22 protein-coding genes are annotated in these 19,362 nt (G+C 44.2%); 14 read left to right on the forward strand and 8 right to left on the reverse strand.

All coding sequences use genetic code 11. The features are described 5' to 3' along the window. Positions 1–225 precede the first annotated feature (225 nt). Entirely contained in the window at positions 226–654 is a 429-nt protein-coding gene (locus MSG37_RS18530) for a hypothetical protein (RefSeq protein WP_248472149.1), read from the forward strand. A gap of 45 nt (positions 655–699) precedes the next feature. Beyond that, on the forward strand, positions 700–1,014 hold the full coding sequence (locus MSG37_RS18535; protein WP_248472150.1) for a helix-turn-helix transcriptional regulator: 315 nt from the start codon (positions 700–702) through the stop codon (positions 1,012–1,014). A 14-nt stretch (positions 1,015–1,028) separates the two neighbouring features. On the opposite strand, the gene MSG37_RS18540 is transcribed toward MSG37_RS18535, so the two are convergent. Further along, positions 1,029–2,036 (reverse strand): oxidoreductase, encoded by a 1,008-nt coding sequence (locus MSG37_RS18540; protein ID WP_248472151.1) that lies wholly within the window; start codon positions 2,034–2,036, stop codon positions 1,029–1,031. A 248-nt stretch (positions 2,037–2,284) separates the two neighbouring features. On the opposite strand from MSG37_RS18540, the gene MSG37_RS18545 reads away from it, so the two are divergent. After that, entirely contained in the window at positions 2,285–2,590 is a 306-nt protein-coding gene (locus tag MSG37_RS18545) for a hypothetical protein (protein ID WP_248472152.1), read from the forward strand. 81 nt (positions 2,591–2,671) lie between these two features. Here MSG37_RS18545 and MSG37_RS18550 read toward each other — a convergent pair whose 3' ends face one another. After that, positions 2,672–3,787: an aminotransferase class V-fold PLP-dependent enzyme gene (locus MSG37_RS18550; RefSeq protein WP_248472153.1), complete on the reverse strand. Its 1,116-nt coding sequence runs from the start codon at positions 3,785–3,787 to the stop codon at positions 2,672–2,674. Between the two features lies 1 nt (position 3,788). After that, positions 3,789–4,964 (reverse strand): monodechloroaminopyrrolnitrin synthase PrnB family protein, encoded by a 1,176-nt coding sequence (locus MSG37_RS18555; protein WP_248472154.1) that lies wholly within the window; start codon positions 4,962–4,964, stop codon positions 3,789–3,791. A gap of 168 nt (positions 4,965–5,132) precedes the next feature. On the opposite strand from MSG37_RS18555, the gene MSG37_RS18560 reads away from it, so the two are divergent. The 5 genes from MSG37_RS18560 to MSG37_RS18580 all read left to right on the forward strand — a co-directional run bounded on the left by MSG37_RS18560 (position 5,133) and on the right by MSG37_RS18580 (position 9,075). Next, positions 5,133–5,594, forward strand: a complete 462-nt coding sequence (locus tag MSG37_RS18560) for an Lrp/AsnC family transcriptional regulator (RefSeq protein WP_248472155.1) — start codon at positions 5,133–5,135, stop codon at positions 5,592–5,594. Between the two features lie 100 nt (positions 5,595–5,694). Beyond that, entirely contained in the window at positions 5,695–6,297 is a 603-nt protein-coding gene (locus tag MSG37_RS18565) for a TetR/AcrR family transcriptional regulator (protein WP_248472156.1), read from the forward strand. A gap of 135 nt (positions 6,298–6,432) precedes the next feature. Then, positions 6,433–7,590: an iron-containing alcohol dehydrogenase gene (locus MSG37_RS18570; protein WP_248472157.1), complete on the forward strand. Its 1,158-nt coding sequence runs from the start codon at positions 6,433–6,435 to the stop codon at positions 7,588–7,590. A 117-nt stretch (positions 7,591–7,707) separates the two neighbouring features. Further along, positions 7,708–8,385, forward strand: coding sequence for a type 1 glutamine amidotransferase domain-containing protein (locus MSG37_RS18575; RefSeq protein WP_248472158.1), 678 nt, complete (start codon positions 7,708–7,710; stop codon positions 8,383–8,385). Positions 8,386–8,451: 66 nt separating this feature from the next. After that, positions 8,452–9,075, forward strand: a complete 624-nt coding sequence (locus MSG37_RS18580; protein ID WP_248472159.1) for a glutathione S-transferase — start codon at positions 8,452–8,454, stop codon at positions 9,073–9,075. Positions 9,076–9,154: 79 nt separating this feature from the next. Here the strand turns inward: MSG37_RS18580 and MSG37_RS18585 are convergent, their stop codons facing one another. Together MSG37_RS18585 and MSG37_RS21360 are read right to left on the reverse strand one after the other, a co-directional pair. Next, positions 9,155–9,778 (reverse strand): MliC family protein, encoded by a 624-nt coding sequence (locus tag MSG37_RS18585; protein ID WP_248472160.1) that lies wholly within the window; start codon positions 9,776–9,778, stop codon positions 9,155–9,157. Between the two features lie 34 nt (positions 9,779–9,812). Further along, complete coding sequence (locus MSG37_RS21360; protein ID WP_282446724.1) at positions 9,813–10,397, reverse strand: type II secretion system protein; 585 nt, start codon at positions 10,395–10,397, stop codon at positions 9,813–9,815. A gap of 199 nt (positions 10,398–10,596) precedes the next feature. On the opposite strand from MSG37_RS21360, the gene MSG37_RS18595 reads away from it, so the two are divergent. The 3 genes from MSG37_RS18595 to glnG all read left to right on the forward strand — a co-directional run bounded on the left by MSG37_RS18595 (position 10,597) and on the right by glnG (position 13,759). Next, positions 10,597–11,142 (forward strand): DUF4124 domain-containing protein, encoded by a 546-nt coding sequence (locus tag MSG37_RS18595; protein ID WP_248472161.1) that lies wholly within the window; start codon positions 10,597–10,599, stop codon positions 11,140–11,142. A 152-nt stretch (positions 11,143–11,294) separates the two neighbouring features. Continuing rightward, positions 11,295–12,335 (forward strand): nitrogen regulation protein NR(II), encoded by a 1,041-nt coding sequence (gene glnL, locus MSG37_RS18600; protein WP_248472162.1) that lies wholly within the window; start codon positions 11,295–11,297, stop codon positions 12,333–12,335. Between the two features lie 17 nt (positions 12,336–12,352). Continuing rightward, positions 12,353–13,759: a nitrogen regulation protein NR(I) gene (glnG, locus tag MSG37_RS18605; RefSeq protein ID WP_248472163.1), complete on the forward strand. Its 1,407-nt coding sequence runs from the start codon at positions 12,353–12,355 to the stop codon at positions 13,757–13,759. A 96-nt stretch (positions 13,760–13,855) separates the two neighbouring features. Here the strand turns inward: glnG and MSG37_RS18610 are convergent, their stop codons facing one another. Together MSG37_RS18610 and MSG37_RS18615 are read right to left on the reverse strand one after the other, a co-directional pair. After that, complete coding sequence (locus MSG37_RS18610) at positions 13,856–14,725, reverse strand: cation diffusion facilitator family transporter (protein ID WP_248472164.1); 870 nt, start codon at positions 14,723–14,725, stop codon at positions 13,856–13,858. Between the two features lie 143 nt (positions 14,726–14,868). Beyond that, positions 14,869–15,348 (reverse strand): Spy/CpxP family protein refolding chaperone, encoded by a 480-nt coding sequence (locus MSG37_RS18615; RefSeq protein ID WP_248472165.1) that lies wholly within the window; start codon positions 15,346–15,348, stop codon positions 14,869–14,871. A gap of 234 nt (positions 15,349–15,582) precedes the next feature. On the opposite strand from MSG37_RS18615, the gene MSG37_RS18620 reads away from it, so the two are divergent. Next, positions 15,583–16,266, forward strand: coding sequence for a response regulator (locus MSG37_RS18620; RefSeq protein ID WP_248472166.1), 684 nt, complete (start codon positions 15,583–15,585; stop codon positions 16,264–16,266). Next, positions 16,267–17,637: an ATP-binding protein gene (locus MSG37_RS18625; RefSeq protein ID WP_248472167.1), complete on the forward strand. Its 1,371-nt coding sequence runs from the start codon at positions 16,267–16,269 to the stop codon at positions 17,635–17,637. A 17-nt stretch (positions 17,638–17,654) separates the two neighbouring features. On the opposite strand, the gene MSG37_RS18630 is transcribed toward MSG37_RS18625, so the two are convergent. Beyond that, the gene (locus MSG37_RS18630; RefSeq protein ID WP_248472168.1) at positions 17,655–18,302 is read right to left on the reverse strand and encodes a TetR/AcrR family transcriptional regulator; all 648 of its coding nucleotides are present in this window, start codon (positions 18,300–18,302) and stop codon (positions 17,655–17,657) included. Positions 18,303–18,423: 121 nt separating this feature from the next. Here MSG37_RS18630 and MSG37_RS18635 point away from each other — a divergent pair, with 121 nt between their 5' ends. Beyond that, the gene (locus tag MSG37_RS18635) at positions 18,424–19,311 is read left to right on the forward strand and encodes a LysR family transcriptional regulator (protein WP_248472169.1); all 888 of its coding nucleotides are present in this window, start codon (positions 18,424–18,426) and stop codon (positions 19,309–19,311) included. Positions 19,312–19,362: the final 51 nt, after the last annotated feature.

The raw sequence follows: 19,362 nt of genomic DNA on the forward strand, positions 1-19,362 counted from the left end.
CATTAAACGTACTTCAGGCAAAGCCTAATTGATGATAACCACCTACTGAAGTAGGTGGTTTAGGGCTGAAAATTAAATGCATAAATAACAATTAGATAAAAATATGACAGCCTTGCTGTCATATGACTTTTTAATGCCTGTCATATCCATGACGCAGAGAAAACCATCTATTCATGCTGAACTTGCTCTCGTCAACTTCTACTGTCAACATAGCAAGGAGCAAGTATGGAACACTCAATCAATCGCCACAAAATGGATAGCCAAATGCAACAAGTAACAATCAGCAATGGATACTGGTATTACTTCAACGATCAAGATGTGCGCATCACAGCTCATGGATCGGGATATTCAGGTAAAGAAACCATTTACGTCAACGATGAAGTTATCACTGAAAAGCGCAGTTTCGGTATGCGTAGTTCACATGAATTTTGTCATTTAGGTAACGACTATGAAGTCAGGTTTAAAGTCACTAATCTACTCAAAGGCACGATTGAATGTAGCCTGTATCGCAACGGTGAACACCTAGCCACCGAAACCAAAGCCTTTCTCGACAAAGATAATAAATCCGCTCGTAAGCAAATATTTATGTGCTTTATCGCTGGATTGATTTTTGGCGGTTTTTTTGCCTTATTTATGCACCACTTTATCGGATAAGCACACACATGTTGCCACTTTTCAAGGAAGCTAGCGGAGTCAGACATGGAGATTAACCCAGTCGCAATCAGGACATTACGGCAAGAAAAAGGCTGGACGCAACAACACTTAGCAGATGCATGCGCCATTAGCCTCCGGACTGTACAGCGAGTCGAAAAAGAAGGTAGTGCATCGAATGACACACTATTGGGTTTATGTGCAGTTTTTGAAGTGGAACAAAAGCAATTACTTGTGCTCCCCAAGCCAACTCATGAACAGATGCAACAGGTGTCTTTATACCAACAACGAATATTGCTCACTGTTACCACTTTAATTGGTGGCTGTATTGGTGCATTAATTATGTATCTAGTCATAAAATAACAGCTAGCAATAAACTAAAACTGATGTACAGCGACTCGGCCGTTATGTCCTGCGGCCACTAAAGTATTACCATCAATGGCTAAGGTGAAGAAGCCTTGTGACTCACCGTTTATCAGCAGCGGCTGCCAGCTATAACCATGATCATGGGAAATATCCGTCGATAGCTTACCTGTCGCAATACAGGTTTCCTGGTAACAGGCCATTGCGGTGCGCAGTCCAGGGGTGGTTCCTGGCGGTTTATGCCATACATAACCTTTTAGATACACCATATTGGCATCATGTTTATCCCGCTGTTGATAATCGCCACCAAGTACAAACAGATCGCCTAAGGTATTAAAAGCTAAGCCATAACCACCCGCCGTTTGGGTATCGTCATAAAGTGCCACAGGTCTGCGACGCCAGTGCTCTCCTGAGTCAGCGCTACTGTAAACGGAGCTACTAAAGCCGCCAGAGGTAAACCAAGCTCTACTGCGCTTATCGACAATTAACGTATTCCCGCTAGCAGCAAAAGCCACCTCTTTATCGAGCACTTCAGGCAACTCACGTTGCGCAATACGCCGCCAAGTTTTACCGCCATCAGTGGTACGTAATATTACGTAGCTGCCGCCAACCGGATCGCCCAATAGCAAACCGTTATTTCGGTCCCAAAAAGCAATCGAATTGAAAAAGCCAAGTTCATCAGGGTTATCGAATAATAGCTCCCAGCTAAGGCCCTGATTCTTGGTGATGTAGAGCTTTGATAAACCGCCGGCTCCCGCGCCCATCACTATCGCAGTATTGGCATCAAATACTTCAATGTCGCGAAAATCCATTAGCAACTCAGACTTAACTGACACATCTTGCCAAGATTTACCGGCATCTTTAGAAATATAAACCTGATTTTTACTACCAGTAACCCAAACAACGCCATCAGATACCGCGCTGCCCCTAAATGAAGCATTAGCAGCCAACGATTGAATTTGCCAGTCCATAGCTGAAACGCTAAAGGAAAACAGGCTAATTAACAGCATGAATATCTTCATTAAAATCCTTTAAATGAACAACTGCGTTCTACCATTACTATCGACCAAAGAGCTAGGTTAAGCAAGCTAACCCAATGAGCTCTCTAGCAAATGATATATGCCTTCCTGAGTACGCGACTAAATTAGCACAAACTAAATAAAATACTATTAAACAACAACTTAATAACAAAAAGTTCTGGACTCTGCCTAAAATATAAACTAGATTAAAAGTGTGACAAAGATCACTATTTTATAAAAAGGATACCACTATGACAAAATCACTTAGCCAAGCAGCCTTGTTGACCGCCGGATTATTACTTTCGACCGCGAGTGTTGCGGCAATGGGTCCGATTGCTAAATGTAATGACTGTTCTAGCCAAGCTGCGCAGCAAACCGCAACTGAAATTGAAAACAGCAGTGTCTACGTAGTTGACTTTGTTAACCGTACTGCACAGAAGTTTGTAACTGATGAGAAAGGCGATACTTTATTAACTAAGCTTTCAATCGGTGAGTTAAACCATATTAATCAAAAATATGACTACCGCAAAACTCATCTAAGAGCGGTTCAGCCTTAATTTAGCCTATACAAAACAGTTAACGGTACTGTTTGTAAACTAGATGATTTGGCTACGGAACCGATCCCGTAGCCATGGACCTTAACAACTCTCCACAACCTTAATCAGTCTGTTAATGTCACTAATATCGTTGTAGATGTGTGGCGACACGCGGATCCCTTGACTGCGCACATCTACACTTATTTTAGCCCGCTTTAACGCTGTTAAAACCTGTTGCTGTTTGCTCCCGAAATCCAATATTGCTGTAGCGCTGCGCTTATTTTCAAGCTTAGGTGATACCACAGCATCGCCCAAACTATCATGCAGTAAATTCAACAAACTCTGATTGTGCTCACGTAGATGATGACTACCAATGTTGGCAAAGTATTCAATGCTGTGCGCAGCAATCACATACGGTGCAATCGATGGCGTACCGCCCCAAAACTTTAAGGCACTGGCATGATAGCGAAAGTCGTGAATATCAAATTCAAATGGATTTTCATGGCTAAACCAACCGACATCCTTAGGTTGGCAGGTCTCGATATGCTTTGAGTTAATCCACAAATAGGCCGCTCCGGGGCCGCCACATAACCATTTCACACTCGAGCCTATTAAAAAGTCTGCTTGCAACTGAGTTAAATCTAACGGAACGATACCTGCCGATTGCGCCACATCAATTAACGTCAATGTCCCTTGTGATTTAGCAGCACTGACAATCGCTTGTAGCGGCGCTTGCTGCCCGGTATTTGAATACACATGACTAACAAAAACCAAGTCGATATCAGCAGTCAAATAAGACTGCCAAACCGCTGCGTCAGTTATATCTAAGTCTTTAGCAATAAAGCGCAGCTCACAGCTATCTGGCAGCGCTTTTTGTAATGCAAAACCCATACTAGGGAAATCTATTTCACACATCAGCACTACAGCATTGGGGCGCTCTAAGCGCTCAAGCGACATAACCAGCTTAGTTAGCCCGCTAGAAAGGTTAACCTGCGGACAAAACTCACTCGCCTTAGCGTTAAACAAACGCCCTAAGCTGGTATTAAAAGACTCTATAACCTGCAACCACTCTTGCCAGGGCTCACTGTTTGAATTCTGCCAAGGAGAGAAAAACAGCGTCTCAAAGTGTTGTCGAGCAGTTTTTAAAGGTCGCCCAACCGAATGATTAAGCAAATAGCTATCTGTGGTTAACACAAAGTCCTGTTTAAAAGCGTTCATATTACAAAACCTCCAGACTAGCTTTTAAGGTAACTACATCAGCAAAACGCGTAGTGATATCATCGCGCTTTCTCGCCGCTCGCCTATCCCTTAATTGCTCCAGCGAATTGAGTAATACCGGCAAAGGTGGGCCACTGGCGGTGACTTTAGCAAGGTGTTGCTGCTCCAGCTTGATTGAAGGCTGCGCGATATACTTAGTCACCAGTTGATTATGATGCTGAATCGCGGTCTCACCGTGGAGTTTGCACACTTCAAGAAACAGTTTTACATTTTGCTGATACCAAGCTTGATGATTAAGATGAGTCATATTCAGCAGATCATCCATAAAGCTAGTGCGGCGCATACAGTCTCGCAATATGCTTTGATCTTCAGGCATCATATACAGAAACTTATCCACCAGCATTTGCGAATAACCAGGCTCATTCGCCGCGCATAAGCCTAGCAACATATCAATCACGTTAATCCCTGCAAAGTCGCCGGCATTGGCGCCACGATACACCTGACTTCCCACTCGATAAGGCTTGTAATATGGGCGCACACAATAGAAAAAGTCATCAGCATCGAGCTCTTGAAACAACACCTTGTTTGAATCAATCACATCACGCAAAGCCCGCTTGGCAACCAACAACAAGTCGTAGGCAATAGGATGGTCAATACCCAATGGTTGGATCTTGAGTAATGCGTCTGCAGCACGCTTATACGCCAAAATTCCCTTAGTGTTGTAATCAACAAATAGCTTTTCAGCATCCAAATTGGTAAAACGCTTATATACGCCTTGCTTAGCACGGTTATGAGTCGTCAGATGCGCCGTGGCAAACCTTGGCGTCACGCCAATAGATGCACCAATATGCATGGCTAATGTCGATGCTTCAACTAATGGCGAAGTCGTCTCTCGAGAGGGCTCGGTAATTTCATGTCGACGACAAGCCGCCATATACAAGCCCACATTACCGAGCAAATCAAAAGCATGATCAAAACCTTCATCGGTATTACCCTCAACCAATAAGCTGGCAATCAGCTCTCGACCTTCAGCTTCAAGCTGCAGCTTTAAGTCTTCACCTATGCCTTCAACATTGGCTCTATCTTCTTGCTCGGCGTACAAAACTTCTAATTGGCTATTGAGTTCAACAAAGCGGGTGCGGATCCAATGATCGAATGCTTGGGTGTTGCGCGTCATTTTCTGGTCCTTATTATTCAAGTACAACAATCACTCAAATTAGCCTAACAGTATCTTCTCGGTTTAAATCGGCAATCTAGCCCTAAAAACTTTCATTTAAGATCGAAATCCACTATAAAAAGAATTATTAATATTGATTATCACCAACCCAGAAAAAAGGCTTCATCGATGGACAATAAAGATCGCAACATACTGGCTATTCTCCAGCGCCAAGGCCGAATCGCGATTAGTGAATTAGCTACAAAACTCAATATGTCAGACACCCCTTGCCTACGCCGAGTGAGAAAACTTGAGCAATCAGGGGTGATCAGTGGTTACGCAGCGCAAATCGACCCAAAAGAAGTGGGTTTAAATGTGGTGGTATATGCCTTTGTAAGGCTAAAAGAAAACTCAGATCAGCATGCTATTTTATTTGAAGAAAGCATGGAAAACTTAGAGCAAGTCATGGAGTGTTCAGTTGTAACCGGCGCTCACGACTACCTACTTAAAATCGTTGCAAGTGACCTACTCAGCTACGAAAGCTTTGTAAAAAAGTCACTCGGCAGCTTAAATTGCATCGCTGGTATTGAGTCGACAGTTGTACTTAAACAGAACTTTTCACGCAACATTCTGCCACTACAGCCTTTATAAAACATAGAGATAAGCTTAAATATAGCCGCTTATTCCATTTAGAACTAAGGATGTAACCACACAAACTAGACGACCGGTCTAATTGTGTTAGGCTAGAAACATGAAAACAGCACCTCAACAAACTCGCCAACATATCATCGACTCAGGTTATCGCCTGATCTCGAGGAAAGGGTTTACCCATGTTGGCCTAGCGCAAATTCTAAAGTTTGCTGACGTACCCAAAGGTTCTTTTTACCACTATTTCAAATCGAAAGAGCAATTTGGCGAAGAGATCATTAACAGCTTCTTTGACAGCTATCTGAGCAGTATTGATGACTTGTTTGCTACAGGTAAAGGCAGCGGCCTAGATAGACTAATGAGCTATTGGCTGCACTGGCAAAGCACCCAAGATGGTAAGAGCGACGACCAAAAGTGTTTAGTGGTAAAACTAAGCGCAGAGGTGGCCGACTTGTCTGAAGCCATGCGTAAAGCCCTAAACACTGGCTCAACAGCAGTAATAGCACGCCTTACAGGCGCAATCGAAGCGGGTATTGCCGATGGTTCAATTCCAGCAATGCACGCTGAACATACAGCAGAGGCCCTTTATCAACTGTGGCTAGGTGCCAGTTTAAGAAACAAATTAGCTCGCGATCCACAAGTTATCGAACGCGCATTACTAATGACCAAAGCGTTATTAGCGCAACCTATTTCAGCAATGAAATAAGCGCAAAAATATAGGTTTATCTCCCCCGTCTAAGCCACTACCGTTTAGGCGGGTATTTTTTAACTATTTACTAGACGACTGGTCTACTCAATTTTAGGCTAGAGTTTGATTCAACATATTTAGATAGGAAAGATTATGCAGAGCTTTGACTTCTACAACCCAACCCACATTAGCTTTGGCGAAGGTAAAATTGCTGAACTAGATAAACTAGTACCACAAGACGCTAAAGTGTTAGTGCTATTTGGTGGTAACAGCGCCAAAAGTACTGGCACACTCGACGAAGTTAAAACTGCGCTAAAACAGCGTGAAGTTGTTGAGTTTGGTGGTATTGAAGCTAACCCAACTTACGAAACCTTAATGCAAGCCGTTGATGTGATTAAACAGCAAAACATCGACTTCTTACTTGCAGTGGGTGGCGGCTCAGTTATCGACGGCACTAAGTTTGTTGCAGCTGCAGCACTATTTGAAGGCGAGCCTTGGGACATCCTATTAAACTGGGGAGCCAATGTTACTCAAGCCATGCCATTTGGTAGCGTATTGACGCTTCCAGCTACAGGTTCAGAGATGAACAGTGGTAGCGTTATTACTCGCAAAGAGCTTAAAGCAAAACTAGCCTTTATGAGTGACCACGTATTCCCGCGTTTTTCAGTATTAGACCCAAGCAAAACCTTTACTCTGCCTGAGCGCCAAGTGGCAAACGGTGTGGTTGATGCTTTTGTGCATATCACTGAGCAATACCTTACTTTCCCAGTCAATGCTCCGGTACAAGACCGCTTTGCCGAAGGTTTATTGCAAACTTTAGTCGAGCTCGGCCCTAAAGCACTGAGCGAGCCACAAGACTATGATGTACGCGCTAACCTAATGTGGGTAGCAACAATGGCATTAAACGGTCTTATCGGTAAAGGTGTGCCTCACGACTGGGCAACGCATATGATTGGCCATGAAATCACCGCGCTTTACGATGTCGACCACGCACGCACCTTAGCTATGATATTGCCTGGATTATTAGATGTTCGCCGCCAAGGTAAGCAAGAAAAATTACTGCAATACGCCAGCCGAGTATGGGGTATTACCCAAGGTTCTGACGATGAAATCATCGACCAAGTGATTGAGAAAACTCGCCAATTCTTCGAACAAATGGGTATACAGACTCGCCTGTCAGATTACGGCTTAGACAACAGCAGCATAGACACTATTGTCGCCCAGCTTGAAGCTCACGGCATGACTGCATTAGGTGAAAAGCAAGATGTGGATCTAGCGATGAGCCGTAAGATCTTAGAACGTAACCTTTAGAGTTATAGAGCTACTAAAAAATAGACCTACCGATAAAACCTAGTATGAGACCTCAGCTGACTAACAGTTCTAAATAACTGTTAGTTGGCACACCAACAGATAAAAAAGGACGACCACATGAACGTATTAATGATACTGACTTCACACGACAAACTTGGCGACACCGGCCTGAAAACCGGGTTTTGGTTAGAAGAGTTTGCCAGTCCTTTTTACTGTTTCAAAGACCAAGGTTTTAACCTGACCTTAGCCTCACCAACAGGCGGACAACCACCACTTGATCCAAACAGTGAGCAGCCAGATTTTCAAACCGCTGCAACAGAACGCTTTAATCAAGACCCACAAGCTAAACAACAACTCGCTACAACTTTGGTGCTTGCCGATATTAACCCAGCTGATTACGACGCTATCTTTTATCCAGGTGGCCATGGTCCGTTATGGGATCTCACTAACGATGCCAACTCCATTGCATTGATAGAGGCTTTCCACCAAGCAAATAAGCCGGTTGGATTAGTGTGCCACGCTCCCGGCGCCCTTAAAAATGTCAAAGCTGCAGATGGCAGCCCTTTAGTCGCAGGCAAAAAAGTCACCGGCTTTACCAATAGCGAAGAAGCCGCGGTACAGCTTACCGATATCGTGCCATTTCTAGTTGAAGATATACTGCAGCAACATGGCGCTGATTACAGCAAAGGCGATGATTGGAGTAGCTACCTTGCGGTAGATGGCAACCTTATTACAGGTCAAAACCCAGCATCGTCAGAAGCCGTAGCTAACGAAATCATCAAGCAGCTTAAGTAAACACGCTCCCTGAAAACAGGGCGTGTCATGCGCTCTGGCTATCTTAGAATCAGCAAGGAATAAGTAATGATCACACTGCACCATCTTAATAAATCACGTTCTAAACGTATTATCTGGCTTTTAGAGGAATTAGGGCTAGAGTACCAAATCAAGGCGTATCAACGTGACAGCCAAACCTTTTTGGCGCCACCTGAGCTCAAAGCGATTCATCCGCTGGGTAAGTCGCCGGTAATTGAGTATAACCAGCAAGTCATCGCCGAATCAGGCGCAATTACTGAATACTTAATTGATACTCATGCTGCAGGCATTTTAGCGCCAGAAAAAGGCAGCCCTGAATATGTTGAGTATCTGCAGTGGCTGCACTTTGCTGAAAGCTCAGCAATCTTGCCATTATTACTAAGAATGTTTGTCGCTAAAGATGGCTGCCAAACCAACTTTTTAGAAGGTTATGCCGCTGTTGAAACAGAAAAAATCCTTAGTTACGTTAATCAATCACTTGCAGGCAAGCGTTATCTAGTTGCCGATAAACTCACAGGCGCAGATATTATGATGTCGTTTATCGTTGAGTTACTCAGTCAAAGCGGTGAAGTGCAAAAGTACCCACATATTGCCGCGTATGCACAGCAGCTGAGTCAACATGACAATATCGCCAAGGCGACACAATTGGAGCAAGAGTACGACAAGAGCTAAAGCTCGATATCGATACAATAAAAAAGCAGCTAACAAGCTGCTTTTTTTTATATAATCCCACTTTGCCGCGACAGAGTATTTACCGATGTAACTTACATTGATAGCTGTCACCTAAGTACTGCACATTCGCCTCACCTTGGTGCTCCCAAAACTCAAAGTTACGCCCTTGATATTTTGCGCCGCTGCCGCTGCGAACATTACTCGCAAGCAATTGTTGATCAGCAAAAGTAAATACGCCTGTCACCGGATCTAACTGAGTGTAAAAAGCTGCTGTGATTGACGGATGTTGGCCACAATCAAAAACCGCTGTCGTTGATGCTTCAATTAGGCCACCTGTAATTTGTAATTCAATAATCCGGCTTTGATAATTATCTAGCGTACATTGGCGTACATCGTGAGATTTCCAGCAATCATTACGGCCTTTTATCCAACCTCGTTGCATCGCTTTAGGTTGCTCTGACGCCGGAATATTCACTAAGGCCTGTTGATATACCTGAGTCATTTTTCTATCTAATGCAGCCAGTTCTGCATCGTTGCAAATTAACGCTTCAACTTGGCCTGTAGCCTTGCTGCAGTCAAAACTTGGTGACTCAACAACTGCTTGCGACTCAGCTTTAGTGGTGGTGTCAGCCTCAGTACTCGACTCTGTCGACTGACAAGCCGCGAGTAATATCAAGCAACTACCCAGAATAGTTTTTTGCATCAAATCCCCCAATAACCCCATCCGTTAAATATCGTTACTCACCACACTCTGACAAATCAACACCGACAATGGGTAGCACGCCCTTTTGAGTAACATTATTGCCGTTCGGGGTGAAATAATACAAATAGCATTGATCACGATTAAGATTATTTCCGCGCGGAAAAATAACAAAGCCTCTTCCAACAGTGGCAGTAGTTAAGCCTCGACGGGTAAACCAGCGTAAGTTGGTATTTCGGGCGCACCAAACTGTATCAGAGTTTGCCTCTGTACATTGATTAGAGGTGATATAAGTCACTGAGTCAATATCGACTAAATAAGCGAAAGTGTTGTTCCAGCGCCCATCAGGATAATGCGCTCGCACCCTAATACTTTGGCCATCCTCTAAGGTAAATCGGTTTTGCGCATTATTGAGGTTTTCAGGCCTTAGCTCTATTTGCGCCGCCACTAAATCCCGCGCCGAAGCAATACTCGCTTTCATACCTTTAAGCACAGCGGTGTCGGCGTCTGTTCTAAAATCCAAGAACTTAGGTAACGCCACCACAGCTAAAATACCCAGCACGATAATCACCACGACGAGTTCAATTAAGGTAAATCCCTTAAATTTTCCATGTTGTGTCATTGATTTATATCCCGCCTCTTTCTCACTGTTAATTTCATAATACTTATAGCTAGTTAATTGATAGCTATTTTACCACTTAAAGATAGCAAGTTTTTTTGTCTGTTACTTTTTCTCTAACTTATCAGGATAAACTCCATGATTTTTTCGACAAAAAACGCTAATCTCTGATGATTACAACTCTGTAACATAGGATGTCACAATGCGTGTAGCTTTAATACTGCTCATATTACTGAGTGCAACGTTTGCTCATGCAACCGTGTATAAGTGGGTTGATGAAAACGGCAAGGTGCACTTCTCTGACGAACCGATTAAAAATGCTGAGGTGGTCGAGTTTAAAGAGAACACTCAAAACAACATCAAGCTTCCCGAAGTCACAGTGATACCTAGCGCCCCTAGCGAGCCAGAAGAAAAAGCTATCGACTATAAGATGAGCATCGTCTCGCCGACAGAAGAGGAGTCAGTTCGTAATAATGAAGGTGATGTTACTATTATCACCAATATCACCCCACAACTTGCTTCAACCCATCAACTCGGCCTATTTATGGACGGCAAACAAATGGGCAGCAAGCAAACCATAGGTTTATTCAAACTCACCAATATTGATCGCGGCGAACATAACTTTGTGGTTAAAGCCTTTGATAAGAACGGCAAAAAACTTGCATCCACTCCATCAAGAAAGATATTTGTTCACCGGACAAGTGTAAATCAACCTAGGTTTATTAGGCCACAGCCAAGAAATAACTAATAAAACCCTATAAATAGATAAACTTAGGATTAGCTTGATTTAGTCTACATTCCGATGATGTCTAGTTGCAGCTTGCACCAACTTGGTGCACCATAGCAGTGCAAGCAACTTAACTGCCCAAACTGGTGCAAACGCATATTTCGGAGTAACTGATGGATACAAATTTATTGCTCAATCATCTTGTAACGGCTGTGCTCGTTATCAATGAAGAGCTTGAGTTACTCTATGTCAATGCTGCCACTGAGCAGCTACTCGGTGTTGGCAGTAGTCGTCTAACCGAGCAAGCTCTACCTGAGTATTACCAACTGCTTGGGGTTGAGCCACAAGTGCTCAAAGTTGCTATTCGCGACGGACAAGGCCTAAGTATCAATACCGTGCCATTAGTCACCATTGATGGCCAACAACACACGGTTGATGTCACCCTAACTCCGCTTGAGAACGAGAAAAACCTCGCCCTAATTGAACTACGCCAAGTGGATCAACAGCGCCGTATTCATCAGCAATTAACTCAAGATGCACAGCAACAAGCAGCGCAATATTTAGTGCGTAACCTTGCTCACGAGATCAAAAATCCGTTAGGTGGTTTACGTGGCGCAGCGCAGTTGTTATCTCGGGAATTAAAAGAGCCTGAGCTAAACGAATTTACCGACTTAATTATCGAGCAAGCCGACCGCTTACGCAGCCTAGTTGACCGTTTACTTGGGCCACAAAAGCCGACACAACATAGCTTGTACAATATTCACGAAGTGATCCAAAAGGTCGTAAAGCTGGTAAATGTCACTTTGCCTGCCAATATCTTGTTAACCCAAGACTACGACCCATCAATACCCGATATTGAAATGGATCCTGATCAGCTACAACAAGCTATTTTAAATATCGTGCAAAATGCCATACAGGCGCTTGAGCCGCTAGGCGGCAATATTCGCTTAAAAACCCGCACTCAACACCAGATCACTATAGGCACTAAGCGCCACAAATTAGTGTTGATGTTGTCGGTGATTGACGACGGCCCCGGCATTCAACCTGAGCTAATGGACACACTTTTCTACCCTATGGTTACTGGGCGTGAACAAGGCTCAGGCTTAGGCTTATCCATTGCGCATAACTTTGCTCGATTACATGGCGGCCGCATAGATTGCGACTCAACGGTCGGTCATACCGAATTTACCATCACCTTACCCATCAATAGTTAATAAGAGGAATACACTCAATGACTGAACAAGTTTGGATCCTCGACGACGATAGCTCGATTCGCTGGGTATTAGAAAGAGCGCTGCAAAGTGCCAAGTTTAGTAGCGCAAGTTTTGCCGCTGCCGAGTCACTCTGGGAAGCGTTAGAAATGGCGCAGCCGCAAGTGATTGTATCTGACATCCGTATGCCGGGCACAGATGGACTCACCCTGCTTGAGCGCCTACAAAATCATTATCCGCACATTCCGGTAATTATCATGACTGCACATTCAGATCTTGATAGTGCCGTTAGTGCTTACCAAGCCGGTGCATTTGAATATTTGCCCAAACCATTTGATATTGACGAAGCTATCTCTCTGGTCGATCGCGCACTGACTCATGCTAAAGAGCAATCATCGAGCGCAACGGTTAGCGAGCCTTTAATCGCCACTCCCGAAATCATTGGTGAAGCGCCAGCAATGCAAGAAGTGTTTCGCGCCATTGGTCGCCTTTCGCGCTCATCAATTAGCGTATTGATTAATGGCCAATCTGGTACCGGTAAAGAGCTGGTCGCTAGCGCACTGCACAAGCACAGCCCACGTAAGGATAAGCCCTTTATTGCCATCAATATGGCAGCAATCCCTAAAGATCTGATTGAATCTGAGCTTTTTGGCCATGAAAAAGGCGCCTTTACTGGTGCAGGCAGTGTGCGTCAAGGTCGCTTTGAGCAAGCCAATGGCGGCACGCTATTTTTAGATGAAATCGGTGATATGCCACTCGATGTGCAAACTCGCCTATTACGAGTACTGGCTGATGGTCAATTTTACCGGGTGGGCGGTCACTCGCCAGTGCAAGTTGATGTACGTATTATTGCCGCGACTCACCAAGATCTAGAGCAACTGGTGCATCAAGGCGATTTTCGTGAAGATCTGTTCCATCGTTTAAACGTTATTCGCGTGCATTTACCGCCGCTATCTCAGCGCCGTGAAGATATTCCCCAGCTTGCACGTCACTTTTTGATGATTGCTGCAAAAGAGATTGCCGTTGAACCTAAAGTGCTCACTAAAGAGACTGCAACTAAGCTCTCGCAGCTACCTTGGCCTGGTAATGTCAGACAACTCGAAAACACCTGCCGTTGGTTAACCGTGATGGCGTCGGGGCAAGAGATTTTACCGCTCGACCTGCCACCAGAGTTATTACAAGAACCTAAGGTAAACGCTAAAGCGACCGATAGAAACGACTGGCAAGACGCGCTTAAGCTATTTATCGACCAGCGACTAAGTGAAGGTGACAGTGATTTATTAACTGAAGTGCAGCCCGCTTTTGAGCGCATTTTATTAGAAACCGCCCTTAAGCATACTCACGGCCACAAACAAGAAGCCGCGAAACGTTTAGGCTGGGGACGTAATACCCTAACCCGTAAGCTCAAAGAGCTTGAGATGGATTAACCCTATCTAAAGTAAAAGATCCACCTACTGAAGTAGGTGGTTTAGGGCTGAAAACAAAAAAGGATATCCACTGGATATCCTTTTTTATTGGCCCAATTACACTGGGTCTTGGTGAATAATCACCTCTGATTCAACAAACTCTGCCCGTACTCGTTCAGAGGTTGCGACCGCAATTTTGTGGGCTTGATGCAAGCTCAAATCACCGTCTAACTCTAGGTGAAACTGAATAAACATGGTCTTGCCTGACTCACGAGTACGTAAGTCATGGATGCCTTTCACCTGCGGATCTTGCTCAGCAATCTCGGTGATTTTAGCGCGAGTTTCATCATCAAGCTCTCTATCAAGCAGTGATTGCACCGAACGATAAGCCAAACCAATAGCTTGCTGACCGATAAACAACGCAATTAATAACGCAAATAAGCCATCAGCCCACCACCAGCCATATTGTGATAACACTAAAGCCAATAGCACAGCAGCATTTAAAAATAGATCTGACTTATAGTGCAGTGAGTCGGCTTCGACCACAGTACTAGAGGTGGCTGCTAACGCTCTTTTTTGCAGCATAACTAACGCGAATGTCAGTGCAATTGCGATAACAGAGACCACTACACCTAAGGTTGCGTGCTTAACCTCAACCGGGTTAATTAAGCGCTCACCACCATGGAAAAACAGCAAAAATGCCGAGCCGAGAATAAAGGCAGATTGTGCTAATGCAGCTAATGGCTCAGCTTTACCATGACCATATCTATGATCTTGATCGGCAGGCACAATGGCGTAGCGGATAGCGATAAAATTAACGATAGATGCTAACGCATCAGCAAACGAGTCGGTTAGCGATGCCAACATACTGGCTGAGCCAGAATACATCCAAGCGCCAAGCTTGATGATAATAAGGGTTAAGGCAGTCGCAACCGCAGCGCGGCTCGCCAGCTTAACCCAGAAATCGTATTGGGAAGTGTCATTCATAAAATCTGTTTACTGATAAAGTAAGGGAAGCACAGATCTTAAGTTTATAACAACTAGAGTAAAAATCGGGTGATTTCCCTCAAGTTAATATCAATCACCACAATAGAAAAAAGCTATTGTGGTGATGGATAAAAAGCAGCTAATTATCTTTTATGATGCTTAGCAAAACGCTTTTGGAATTTTTCTTGCTGCTCAGGCGTTAGCAATTGGTACGCTTGGTTTTGCAGCTTCAACATATCAACTGCTTTTTGCTGACGTGCTTCTTGCTTAGCAGCCAATGCTTGTCTTACCGCATCTTCACTGAAGTTAGTTGTAGTGATGAACTCTAGCATTTGCGCTTTTTGCGCAGCACGCTCTTCTTTAGAAGGACGGTTTTGCTTCATTTCATCACGGTGTGCACTAAATAGCGCTTTCATTTCAGTTTTTTGCTGATCTGTAAGATCTAAACCGCGGAACATTTTACGTAAATCATGGTGACCACCATGCTTACCTTTCATTTGGTGATAACCTTGCTTACCATCACGTGAGCCGTGGTGTTCATCAGCTGCGCTAACGCCAGCAGTTAATAATGCAGTACTGGCAACAACGGCAAGCAAGCCTGCTTTAAATGTGTTCTTTTTCATCTTGGTAGCCTCAATTAAATGTGCCTAGCCCTGCTAAGCTTGATTTGACGCTTACAAGTGTAGCCAGCCCAATGTAAGGTAGGGTTTATTTAGCGTAAAGCTCTGTAAAGCAGTTTAAATAATGTCATTGCATGCTAGAGAATCGCAATCTTTACGTAGCATTACACTCCTTAACTGCAATTGACATCAAACAAGGTATACTCGCCATAGTAAAGGTAGAGTAAAAGGGTACATATGAGCCGTATATTATTGATAGATGATGACTTAGGTCTATCTGAGCTGCTTGCGCAGCTACTAGAGTTAGAAGGTTTTGAACTAACATTAGCCCATGATGGCCAATCAGGATTAGATCTGGCTCTAGAGCAATCTTTCGACCTTATTTTACTCGACGTTATGCTGCCGAAATTAAACGGTTTTGAAGTTCTGCGCGCACTACGCAGCAAAAAGCAGACGCCAGTATTAATGCTAACTGCTCGCGGTGATGAAATTGATCGCGTTGTAGGCTTAGAAATTGGTGCTGATGACTACCTACCTAAACCATTTAACGACCGTGAGCTAGTTGCGCGTATTCGCGCTATCATTCGCCGTACTCATGTGCAGTCTAATGAAGCTCCACAGCCGACCCATCAATATGGCGACATCAATTTAGATCCAGGCCGCCAAGAAGTTCACTGCCAAGATCAGTTGATTATTCTTACTGGCACTGAATTTAGCTTACTGTTTGAGCTGGTTAAAAACGCTGGCGAACTGGCGACCAAAGAAGACCTAAGCGAAAAAGTGCTAGGTAAAAAATTGATGCCGTTTGACCGCAGCCTAGACATGCATTTATCTAATTTACGCAAGAAGATGCCTGAGCGTAGCGACGGTCGTCCGCGAGTCAAAACCATACGCGGCAAAGGTTATATCTGGTTACCTTAGATGCAGCTAAGACAAAACCCCAACAACATATTCGTTAAGTTGCTACTTGGCTTTTGGCTATGTAGCTCACTTATCATTGCCCTAATTGGCTTGCTGCCACTGATGCAGCAAAACCATGATCAGTCTTCGATCCCGCCAGCACTTGAGCGTTTATTGGAAAAAAGCGCCAATCGCATCAGCCAAAATCCGCAAATACTCACTTCAGAAAAGCTCAAACATTGGAGCCGCTTTAAAGAGTTTAAAGGTCGCCCTGCGCGTATTTATCTGGTTGATGAGTATGGAAAAGTACTCAATAGCCATAAGTCTTCACGCTCCTTAAGACGCTTTATGCTATTGGCTGACGAAGCTGGCGAACCCATTAAACACCAATTTAGAGACGAGCTGATTTTTGGGCCATACAACTTTAAAGCTGGCGGTAAACCTTACAGCTTATATGGTCGTCTGCCCGAGCATCATCCTCGACCTTGGTTCTTCTTCTTTATCGACAATAAAATCCTCACGTTGAGCATTGCCATTTTACTTTCTGGCCTATTGTGCGGTTTATTTGCTTGGCATTTAGGTAAGCCGCTGCGCTCGTTAAAACGCAGCGCAGACGCGTTAGCAGATGGCGATCTAAGTAGCCGAGTCGATATGGCAACAGTAAAGCGTAACGATGAAATAGGCCAACTGGCACAAGCCTTTAATAGCATGGCCGATTCAGTAGAAGATATGGTGAAAAGCCAACAACGGCTGATTAGCGATATTTCTCACGAGCTGCGCACTCCGCTCACGCGATTGAAATTGTCATTGGCGCTCAGTCGTAAAAAAGGCCAAGAAACACCTGAAACTGAACGTATCGAATATGAAGCCGATCAGCTAGAGCAGATGATTGCAGAGTTATTGGAGCTGTCACGAGTCAAGCTAAATGCTAATGACAACAAGCCAAGCCTTGAGCTGTCTGAAACCTTAAGCCAAGTGCTCGACGATGCGGAGTTTGAAGCCCAGCAACAGCAAAAGCAGCTACATATTGATATCGACGAGTCAATTGTATTGCCCTTGTATCCACGACCTTTATGCCGTGCGGTGGAAAACTTACTGCGTAATGCTATTCGCTACGCCAGCACCCAAGTATCAATTCAAGCTGTCACCTTAAAACAAGGTGTGCAGATAGAAATTATTGATGATGGTCCCGGCATTGAAAACGAAGCAGATCTCGACGCGATCTTTAAACCTTTTTATCGGCCACAGTCGGCACGAGAGAGAGAGTCAGGCGGTTGGGGATTAGGGCTGGCAATAGCCAAAGCTGCCGTGCAAGCCCATCAGGGGCGGATAACAGCGGAAAACAACCCAACAAAAGGCTTAAAAATTACCATTATGTTACCGCTGCAATAAACCTAATTGCAGCAGAGTTAAGCTGCGTTTGCCGTGTCTTCTAGGCCGGCAAGCCAGCTTACGTAAGCAAGTTGATTAGGGATACGTTTATCTGAATGGCCCATAAGCTGTGATAATGCGTAGCTAAACTGATAGTACATGCTGGCATCGTTATAATGCTTACCGCTATCGTCACAATTTATTTGCGCGCCGCGCAGATAGTTAGCCACTAACTCGGCACGGTCAAAGCCCTCAACCATGCCAACCGCCCTAATTAAATCATTATTCCACTGAATATAAGCGCCGTAAGCTTGCTCAAAAGCAATACGGTTGTCATCGGTTACCTGTTCCAGCAACTCAGGGTTAGGCATAATCCGCGAAATAACAAAGCGGTCATATAACAAATCGTCGCGCAAGCCCCAGCAGTGGTGCATTAAAAAACGAGTGAGGTTGTCGTTATACAAGGTTTGATCAAAGTAAGCTCGCTCTAAGCGCCGCTTAAAATGGGCTGTTGCCACAGCAACAACTAGATCCGCTTCGGTAGGAAAATGATTGTAGATTGTGCCTTTGGAAATCTGACTGGCTTCGACTAAATGCGAGCGACGTAAATCAAAACTTTTATGGCCACGCAAACAACGCTCAGCAACTTCAGTTAAGTAACTCTCTCTACTCTGCCAATTACTCATGTCGACCTCTTCACAAATATAACAATCAATCGAAATTCAGTTCACATTGATAAAATAGCAGCCTAGGAAGCGAGCAGGTATTGAGTAATACTGATACCACTATGAATAAATTCGATATCTCATGCTAAAAATTGAACTATTAGAAAGCTTTATTGCGGTAGTTGAATGCGGAAACCTTTCCAAAGCCGCTGAGAAACTGTGCCGAACTCAGTCAACTATAAGCTTACAAATCAAGAAGCTAGAAGAAAGTGTTGGCCAACCTTTGCTGTTAAGAGATAACAAGGGTGTGACTTTAACTGAGTCTGGCAAGACGCTGCTGAACTACGCCTATAAGATGTTACAGCTCAGTTCGCAGGCAATTGACGAACTTAAAGATTGTCAAAACCGTGAAGTCATACGACTTGGGGTACCGACTGATTATATCAATCGTTATCTTGGTAGCTGCTTATTAGAGTTTATTCGTGAATTTACCCGCATTGAATTAGTTATCGATACCGATGTTAGCGGTAATCTGTATAAGCGTTTACATAATGGCGAATTCGACGTGATTGTTGCCACTCATTGGCAGCCACCAGCGGCTGGCCACGGTGAGCTATTATTTGAGCGTCGTTTTCACTGGGTAGCCGCTAAAAACGGTACCGCCCATAAGCGGGAAACAGTGCCTATGGCACTTTATCCAGAAAACTGTCCTATTCGCGCCCAAGTATTTGCCAATCACCAGATCTCAATGCGCCCAATGAGCGTGTTGTTATCGACACCGTCACCAACGGCTATGTGTATGGCAGTTGAGAATGACTTAGTGATAGCGCCGATTGCCGAGTTTCGTATCAGCGATAAAATGCAGATAATTGATCCAATCGAGCACAACATTCCGCCACTGCCGACATTCAATGAGTCTTTATATCTCAATCCGAATACGCAAACAGATGCGACTTACCAACTGATTAACTTGATCAAGGCCAACGTGTCCGAGCTAGGCGAAGTAAACCAAGCTCAAATGCTAAGCTAAACGCTTAAGTTTACAAATAAAAATGCCAACGTTATCGTTGGCATTTTGTTA

The organism is Shewanella sp. 1CM18E (genome assembly GCF_023161665.1).
In the GTDB taxonomy this organism is placed as follows: Bacteria; Pseudomonadota; Gammaproteobacteria; order Enterobacterales; family Shewanellaceae; genus Shewanella.